Here is an 8,500-nt window from a genome sequence, read left to right on the forward strand (position 1 = left end):
TAAAGTTAGTTTGTCTAGCATCTAAAAATAAAAATTGACGTTTCACGTTGTTTGTTTCGTTCAGTTTTCAAAGAACTACTTGGTCGCTCATTTGCGACTTCCTTATGTTAACATCTTCATCTTTCAATGTCAACTAAGTTTTTTATTTCGTTTGCCGCTTTCTGTGTTATTGCATCGGCGACTTGTTCTATATTACACCTATAACCTACAATCGTCAATACCTTTTATCCTATTTATTTTATAAATTATAAAAGGTATTGTCCGTCTCTAGAAATTAATAAGATGGCACAGTTACTTTCATAATCGAAACTCTACACTTTCTTACCACTTATTCCTTTCTAAAGAATGAATATCATGCCAAACAAATATATATTAAAAGTAGCATTTGTTATTGCGAGTACATTCCATCTACATTCACAATTATCTTCTATTACTTCTTTCTAGGAATTATAAATACGCCATACATTTACTAAAAACCTAATTAACTTAGGAGGCGTTATGAAATGCATGTTAATAAGAAGATCATTTATGTATCCCATGATGCCCATTTTCACGGAGCACAGCTGCTTTCTTTACATACTATTAAAGCTCTTAAAGAAAACTTTAACTACTCTGTCGCAATTATTTCTATTGGAACGGGCATTTTAATCCACGATTTTCAAAAGTATGGTTCTGTTTATTGCCTAGAGGAAAACTACCCAACGGAAGAAAAGGTCGAATTATTAATAAAGAAGTTATTATCACAAGACTATACCATCGCCATATGTAGTACTGTCATAAGTGGTGATATAGTTGCATTACTAGCTAAACACAATATAAAAGTTATTTCATTAATACATGAATTGCCGCATTTAATACAACAGTACTCTGCCGAAGGAAAGGCTAGAAACATTGCCGAGTTTGCTTACAAAATTGTCTTCCCTTCACAGTACGTGTATGAAAAATTCCGTACAATCACCCAATTAGATCATCAAAAATGCCACATTCTCCCTCAAGGCTTGTTTAACCACAACCCTTATAAGAATAATATTGAAAAGGCTAGAAGTGAATTAAGAAAAAAACACAATCTGCCTCTAGATAGCAAAATCATTTTAGGGGTAGGATTCGCTGATCATCGAAAAGGAATAGATTTATTCTCACTTATTGCTTACTCAGTAAGAAAAATTCATACGAATATTCATTTTATCTGGGTTGGGAAAACAGATGTTCATTTTTTTAATACACTATCCCCAAGGTATACAGCACATTTCACATTAGTAGAGCCTACTCCGGATATCGGTTTATATAACGCCGGGGCTGATTTATATTTATTAACTTCAAGAGAGGATCCTTTTCCAAACGTTGTTTTAGAAGCATTAGATATAAAAGTCCCTGTTATTGGGTTTAAAAATGCTGGAGGTTTTGAAGATGTTGTTACGGAACAAACTGGTGCATTAGTAGACTATTTAAACTTACCGATGATGCTGGAAAGAATATATGAATTTATTGGAGATGAAGATTTACGATTACAAAAAGGTAGCTTTGGCCAAGAACTTATTGAAAAAGATTTCAATTTCCTTCGTTACATTTATCAATTGTTACACCTACTTGAGCATAATTATAAAAAAATAAGCGTAATCTTACCGAACTATAATTACGAAAAATACTTACCTGACCGAGTTAAATCAATATTAAACCAAACTTATCCTCTTTATGAACTAATTTTCCTAGACGATGCTTCTACTGACAATAGTGTATCTACATTTGAACAGCTGCTCTCAAACGAAAATAAATCCCACCTAAAAGTTCAACAAATTATTAATGATAAAAACTCTGGTTCTGTATTTAAACAATGGATAAAAGGTGTCTCTGCAGCAACTGGTGATTATATTTGGATTGCAGAGGCCGATGACTTATGTGATCAGACATTTTTAGAAGAAGTAATGCAAGGGGTTCATATAAATAGTGATGTTACCTTAAGCTACACGCAATCAAAACAAATAGATGAACAAGGAAATATCCTAACCAATCATTATTTAGATTACACAAATGATATTGATAAAGAAAAATGGAAGAGTTCTTACTTTCGAAAAGGGATAGATGAAATACAAGATACGTTACTTATCAAAAACACGATACCTAATGTCTCAAGTGTAGTTTTTAAAAACATAGCTATACAAACTACAGCAAAACAATTAGAAAAGTTTAAAGTAGCTGGTGATTGGTTTTTCTATGTTTCTATTCTGAAAGAGGGAAATATTTATTTCAATCCAAAACCGCTAAACTATCATAGACGACATACAAATAGCGTAACGAGAACAGAAGATTCATATTCCCATTACAGTGAAGTTGTACAAATGCAGAATTTCATTACAGAAACCTTTACTATCGACGACATTTCAAAAAAGAAAATGTACACATATAGAAAGTACCTTAAAGCATATTTGAAGGTTTAATTATATATTTCCCTCATCAACAATATCTCTTATAAGACGTTACTATCATTAAAGGGGGCTACTCTTTGAAAGAATTTATAGCGGCAAATAAAGATTTGATTTCTCAAATGGCACATAGCTACAATGTAAATGCAAGTATCCATCCAGAGGATCATATCTTTCAATTTCTTGTCACGAACCCAGTCTTTCCGTCAAAAAAAGAAGCGATAGATTATTATTTTAAGGATGGAAGAAAATCCGCAGAGACACTCTTAGATTTAATTACTTCCTTTTCTCCTCCTATAGACAATCCCATTCAATTATTAGAATTCGCATCCGGATATGGCTGCATAACACGTCATTTATTAAACCTACAAACGAACTTAAGTATAACTACCTGTGATATACATGACGAGGCTATTACTTTTATTGAAAGTACTTTAAATACTGCTTCTATCTTATCTCATCCCGAACCAGAACAAGTAAAATTAGCCTCGTCTACGTATAATATCGTTTTTTGTTTATCCTTTTTTTCTCATATGCCTGACACAACTTGGTTTCGTTGGCTTCAAACATTGTATAATGCTGTTTCCCCTGGCGGATTATTCATTTTCACAACTCATGGATATCAAAGTAAAAAGTACTTCGGCTTTCCCGATTTAAATAAACAGGGTTATTGGTTTCTTCCCTCTAGTGAACAACTGGATTTAGATGTTCATCAATACGGGCAAACGATCGTTAGCCCCTCTTACGTATGTGACAAAATTAAATTATTACCTTATAACCCTATTATCAAAAAATACACTGAAGGTTTTTGGTGGGAGCATCAAGACCTCTGGGTAATAAAAAAAGAAATAAAATAATAAACCATGCTCTACTTATACAGAAGTAGGGCATGGTTTATTATTTTTTACTATATAAGAACTCTTCAATCCATAGCTTATTTAACCTAATACCACTTTTGAAATCTATTTTCGGTTCCCAATTACATTCCTTCCTTACTCTATCTATATTTAAGATGATTTTTTGAACATTTTCTTGTTTTTGTTTATAGCAAATAAAATCCACTTTTCTTTCCGTTAACTTCTCCAATTCTACTATAATTCGTTTTAAAGAAAGGCCTTTGCCGCTCCCTATGTTATACACACATGATTTCAGGCGATTTAATTGTGATAGTTGTATAGTGATTTCAACTAAATCATCGATATAAATATAATCTCGAATAATCTCTTGTGGATTCCCATATATATTAATCTTTTCATTACTGAGATGTTGATACAAAAAACAATTGATTGCACCAACTTTCTTTAAAGGATTTTGATATTTTCCATATGGATTAGAATATCTACATACAACATAGTCAATTCCGTATTTTTTCTTATAAAAGTACAAATAATTTTCAAGCGACACTTTTGTTATTCCATAAGGAGAAAGTGGTTTTAATGGATGTTCCTCATTAATAGGTAAATATTCAGGCTCACCATACACAGTGCCCCCAGAAGATGCTAATACAATTCTTTTAATAGGAAAGTTTTTAACACTTTCCATGAAATTAAGAAAAAAAAAGCTACTCTTTATATCTCCGAAAACATCTTCAATTGAAGTTGCTACATTAGACGTTGCAGCTAAATAAATAATCATATCCACATTCACTAAAGCTTTATATATATCTTCAACATTCGCTAAATCACCTTTAATAAATTCAACTTCACTTATAATATTTTGAGGGAAATTATTTATATGTCTGGAAAAAATTTTTACATTTTGCCCTTGATTCAATAAACCTAATGCGAGGTTAATACCAATAAAACTATTTCCACCTACTATTAAATAATTATTCTTTCTCATAATATCCTCTCTAGTAATAAGATTTTTACTTATCACACCTAGAAATACAAATAAATGAACTCGGTCACTTCTATTATTCATTCTCTTATAATTGTATGCCCCTTATAAATTTTCATTATCTTTATTTTATATTTTCCTTCTAGAAGCACTACCTTGTTTAAGCTAAACGCAAAAAACACTCATAATATTTACTCATTCACATGAATATATTGGGTTAGTAAACGCTTCCCCCTCTCCACATATAAAATTTTCAAAAAGGAGCACTACATATATGAAGAATGTAAATCAAGAGCTGTTAAATCATGTAATCCTACATAAAGATCGAATCCCACATTTTCATAAAGACTTTCCACTTATACTATTTTGGAGCCATAGAAGCGGATGCACTACTTTAGCTAATTGGTTCTTTTTTCAAATTGGATTGTTTAATGAAGCAAAGCAATACCATGACTTTATTCATTACTATGAATTCTGGGTGTATAAAAACAACACTAACTACATACCAGAGTTACAAACTGGACTTCTATCAGCAAAAAAAGATGTTTGTAAACTTGTGCGGAATCCCTATACAAGGGCTGTCAGCTCATTTTTATTACTTGCTGACAATCCATATGCAATTCCTCAATGGGAGAGTATCCGCCATTATTTATATAATGACAAATATAGTAACCGGGGAATATCCTTTAAACAATTTTTATATTACGTTCGAGCATTCGGTTCCAATTCCCCAGCAATGGACATACATTTTAGCCAGCAATACGTTCCAGGTGAAGAAAAATTCATCCAATACTATATTCCTTTAGAAGATTTTAATACACAAATCACCAAAATAGAACATACGTACGATTTAACTAAATCTAATTTAGCGCTACTTACAAATTCAAGTCATCATCGCGCTCATAACATGCTTTATACAGGAAGCTATTCAGAGCTCAGCATTACAGATGCCACATTCCCTCGCTTTCCAACATATGAAAGTTTTTATGATGAAGAAACAATGGCGTTAGTTACAGAGATATATGCACAGGACTTTGAAATGTACCCGTACACAAAAGGAATACTGTAAATTGATACACTCTTCAATGAATAAAAGCGAATGTATCGCATAGCATAAAGTGAAACTTTAATTAGCGTAGGGTTCTCCCCCGCTAATTATTTCCTTCTACCAATCTTACTTTTATGAATTCCCTTATTTTCACCCACTCTCATGGATTTCGCTGATTGTTGACGTATGTGTCATATGCATTTTTTTACACAGGAGTGATGTCATGTGGAAGGTAATTTGAAGCACAATAATGGATATTGCGTTATTTGCGAGAAGGAAGCGACATTTATAGAGCATAATGATTGGCTTAGAGATCACTATTTATGTTCTACATGCCACTCTATACCAAGGCAGCGAGCTTTAATACATGTTTTAAATACATTTTTTCCAAAATGGGGTTCCTATCATATCCACGAATCCTCTCCAGGAGGGATTACAACTCAACTACTAATAAAAAACTGCAAAAACTATACATATTCTCAATACTTTACAAACTACCCTCTCGGCCAATACTTTCAAGGAATTAGATGCGAGAACTTAGAAGACATGACTTTTCAAAATGAATCTTTTGATTTATTCATTACTCAAGATGTCTTTGAACATGTAATGGAACCAAACAAAGCCTTTAAAGAAATAGAACGTGTATTAAAGCCTGGTGGCGCTCATGTGTTTACTATACCTTGGTATCACACACTGCCAAAGACTTTGCAAAGAGCAAGAATCAATAAAGAAGGAATTGAGTATATTGAAGAGCCTATTTATCACGGAAATCCTATTGATGAGAAGGGTTCTTTAGTAACATTTGATTGGGGCCAAGATATGATTGAATATATTTATACACATGCAAATATGTATACCATTGTTTATTTACAAAAGGATCGATCACTGGGGTTAGATGCTGAATTTTTGCATGTTTTTATTAGTAAAAAACAAGAAAATGATTTTTAGGCACTATATAATTTGGAGATTAACAAATGAATAACTTTAAGTTAGGAAGTTATTTCGATAACCTTGTTAGCCCGCTTTCTGATGTTGAACTTCTTAATCTATTTATACAAAGTTGCTCACAAACAAAGATAAATGGCATCCCAGTACCTATGTTCTCCCCTGAAGAAATTCAACAACAGTTTGTAGGTGCTTCCTATGAACATGCTCTTTATGAAGCCTATTTGTTTTATAGCCTTATAAAAACATATGCCCAGAATTTAGGCGTTCCTGTAAATAAAGAACGGAAAATTTTAGACGTTGGTTGCGGATGGGGAAGAATTATACGCTTCTTTTTCAAAGATGTTCGCCATAAAAATTTACTTGGTATTGATGTAGATCCTGTAATGATTAACCTTTGTAACGAAACGTTAGGAAGAGGCAAATATAAAACAGCTCCCCCACAACCCCCTGTAGAATTTATTAATGACAATTCATTAGACATCATATTCGCTTATTCTGTATTCTCACATTTATCCGAAGAAACTGCAGAAAATTGGATAAAGGAATTTTCAAGAATTCTTCGTCCAGGTGGAATCTTCATCACCACAACACAAGCACGCTATTTTCTCGATTTCTGTCAACAATTCAAGGAACACCCTGAATTAATTCAAACGGGATGGCATAAAACTTTATCTCAAACTTTTCCAGATATAGATCGTGCCATCTCGGATTATGAAAGCGGAAATTTTGTCCACAGCCCTACAGGGGCAGGAGATGTTAGAAATAGTAGTTTTTACGGCGAAACTGTTATACCTAGAACTTATATTAAAAATCACTATGAGAAGTATTTAAAGTTACGGGACTTTTTTGACGATGCAAACCGATTACCCCAAGCTCTATTTGTTCTCCAAAAAGATTAACTCTTTTCGCTCATTGTATAATGAAAATCATTTTGTATCTCAGTCGTATATATTAAATCATCAAAGATTTCCATATCAGGCAAACTGGACAAAAGAATTCATTATGCAGCATAAACAAAGTAAGTAAATAATATATCACGCGCTTTAAACTGGATCCCAAAATCAAAAGTAACTTCCCGCCACTTGAACTACGAAGAACATAAGGGGGATATACTTTGAAAATAATCGCTTTTTACTTACCACAGTTTCATCAAATAAAAGAAAATGATCGATGGTGGGGGAAAGGTTTTACTGAATGGACAAATACGAAAAGTGCACGACCTTTATTTTCAGGACATTATCAACCTAGAGAACCTTATCAAGATTTTTATTATGACTTAACCACCCCATCCGTAAGAAAATGGCAAGCAGAAATCGCCAAAGCACACGGCATATATGGTTTTTGTTATTACCATTACTGGTTTAAAGGAAAAAGGCTATTGGAGAGACCGTTTAATGAGGTACTTCAAATGAAGGAACCCAATTTTCCATTTTGCCTTTCTTGGGCAAATGAACCGTGGACAAAAACTTGGGATGGTCTGGATAGTCACATATTAATGCCTCAAAACTATGGAGAATTATCGGATTGGAAAGAACACTTTGAGTATTTATTACAAGCTTTCCAAGATGAGAGATATATCCGTATAGATGATAAGCCACTATTCATTATTTATCGTCCTGGGCATATCCCAAATTGTGAGCAAATGCTGAATTACTGGAATACACTCGCACAAGAAAATGGTTTGAAAGGTATATACTTTGTAGAAACGTTAAACAGCTTTCCACTTCCTAATATAAATAGATTCAATGCTAGCATTCAATTCGAACCTTTTTATACAATTGCTCATGATAGCTCTTCAGACATAAATAAGATAATATATGAATCTGGTAAACAAATAAACGCTTGGGATTATGATAAAGTGTGGATGTATATACTAAAGCGATCTCCTACAGAGAAAAAAACATTTCCCGGTGCGTTTGTTGACTGGGACAACACAGCACGCCGTAAGGACTTAAATAGCAGCATTTTTGTAGGTTCTACTCCTGAGAAGTTCACAATATACTTAAGCAAGCAAATTCACCGTACGTTCTCCCTTTATAATAGTGAGTTTTTATTTATTAATGCGTGGAATGAATGGGCAGAAGGTACTTACTTAGAACCGGATAAAAAACATGGATTCGCCTATTTAGAAGGAGTTAAACAGGCAATTAACAGAGGTATGAAAACATACAAAAAAGACGAGTCATTCTGACTCGTCTTACAGTTGCTTGGCGACGTCCTACTCTCACAGGGACAAGGTCCCAAC

General features: G+C 33.2%; 7 protein-coding genes. 6 read left to right on the forward strand and 1 reads right to left on the reverse strand.

The window, feature by feature from the left end:
- Positions 1-503 precede the first annotated feature (503 nt).
- Both AC3WTI_RS28240 and AC3WTI_RS28245 read left to right on the forward strand, forming a co-directional pair.
- Complete coding sequence (locus AC3WTI_RS28240) at positions 504-2,435, forward strand: glycosyltransferase (RefSeq protein ID WP_097842120.1); 1,932 nt, start codon at positions 504-506, stop codon at positions 2,433-2,435.
- 65 nt (positions 2,436-2,500) lie between these two features.
- Positions 2,501-3,277, forward strand: coding sequence for a class I SAM-dependent methyltransferase (locus AC3WTI_RS28245; protein ID WP_087955334.1), 777 nt, complete (start codon positions 2,501-2,503; stop codon positions 3,275-3,277).
- A gap of 40 nt (positions 3,278-3,317) precedes the next feature.
- On the opposite strand, the gene AC3WTI_RS28250 is transcribed toward AC3WTI_RS28245, so the two are convergent.
- On the reverse strand, positions 3,318-4,262 hold the full coding sequence (locus AC3WTI_RS28250; RefSeq protein ID WP_087955335.1) for an NAD-dependent epimerase/dehydratase family protein: 945 nt from the start codon (positions 4,260-4,262) through the stop codon (positions 3,318-3,320).
- Between the two features lie 271 nt (positions 4,263-4,533).
- Here AC3WTI_RS28250 and AC3WTI_RS28255 point away from each other — a divergent pair, with 271 nt between their 5' ends.
- The 4 genes from AC3WTI_RS28255 (at position 4,534) to AC3WTI_RS28270 (ending at position 8,446) form a co-directional block, all read left to right on the forward strand.
- A complete protein-coding gene (locus tag AC3WTI_RS28255; protein ID WP_087955336.1) occupies positions 4,534-5,328 on the forward strand; it encodes a sulfotransferase family 2 domain-containing protein in 795 nt (264 codons plus the stop codon).
- A gap of 204 nt (positions 5,329-5,532) precedes the next feature.
- On the forward strand, positions 5,533-6,255 hold the full coding sequence (locus tag AC3WTI_RS28260) for a class I SAM-dependent methyltransferase (RefSeq protein WP_087955337.1): 723 nt from the start codon (positions 5,533-5,535) through the stop codon (positions 6,253-6,255).
- Positions 6,256-6,281: 26 nt separating this feature from the next.
- Positions 6,282-7,154 (forward strand): class I SAM-dependent methyltransferase, encoded by an 873-nt coding sequence (locus AC3WTI_RS28265; protein WP_087955338.1) that lies wholly within the window; start codon positions 6,282-6,284, stop codon positions 7,152-7,154.
- Positions 7,155-7,369: 215 nt separating this feature from the next.
- Positions 7,370-8,446: a glycosyltransferase WbsX family protein gene (locus tag AC3WTI_RS28270; protein WP_098904164.1), complete on the forward strand. Its 1,077-nt coding sequence runs from the start codon at positions 7,370-7,372 to the stop codon at positions 8,444-8,446.
- The last annotated feature ends 54 nt before the right edge of the window (positions 8,447-8,500 follow it).

This window comes from Bacillus sp. EB106-02-03-XG38 (assembly GCF_058792175.1).

Bases quoted from the DNA above. Each gene is read 5' to 3' on its own strand.
- AC3WTI_RS28250 (WP_087955335.1), bottom strand. From the start codon at position 4,262: ATGAGAAAGAATAATTATTTAATAGTAGGTGGAAATAGTTTTATTGGT.
- AC3WTI_RS28255 (WP_087955336.1), top strand. From the start codon at position 4,534: ATGAAGAATGTAAATCAAGAGCTGTTAAATCATGTAATCCTACATAAA.
- AC3WTI_RS28240 (WP_097842120.1), top strand. From the start codon at position 504: ATGCATGTTAATAAGAAGATCATTTATGTATCCCATGATGCCCATTTT.
- AC3WTI_RS28265 (WP_087955338.1), top strand. From the start codon at position 6,282: ATGAATAACTTTAAGTTAGGAAGTTATTTCGATAACCTTGTTAGCCCG.